Annotated in this window: 1 protein-coding gene; it reads right to left on the bottom strand. The window is 69.9% G+C overall.

The genetic code is table 11. The features are described from left to right. A partial coding sequence (locus MPC4_RS04820; RefSeq protein ID WP_174511529.1) for an acyl-CoA dehydrogenase family protein occupies positions 1-395 on the bottom strand: 395 nt, incomplete at both ends.

Here is a 395-nt window from a genome sequence, read left to right as displayed (position 1 = left end):
ATGTAGATCTTCGTGCCGGAGACCTTGTAGGTGCCGTCCCCCTGCGGCTCGGCGCGCGTGCGCACCAGGGCCAGGTCCGATCCGGCCTGCGGCTCGGTGAGGTTCATCGTGCCGGTCCACTGGCCGGACACGAGCTTTTCCAGATAGGTGGCCTTGAGCTCGCCGCTGCCCGCGGTGCGCAGGGCCTCGATCGCGCCGTCGGTGAGCAGCGGGCACAGCGCGAAGCTCATGTTGGCGCTGTTGAGCATTTCCGCGCAGGCCGCGCCGATGGTCTTGGGCAGGCCCTGGCCGCCGCTCTCGACGGGGTGCTGCAGGCCCTGCCAGCCGCCCTCGGCGAACTGGCGGAACGCTTCCTTGAAGCCCGGCGTGGTGGTGACGTGGCCGTCCTTCCACGA

Source organism: Methylocella tundrae (assembly GCF_901905185.1).
Taxonomy (GTDB): Bacteria; Pseudomonadota; Alphaproteobacteria; order Rhizobiales; family Beijerinckiaceae; genus Methylocapsa; species Methylocapsa tundrae.
This window is presented reverse-complemented; position numbering and strand designations above follow the sequence as displayed.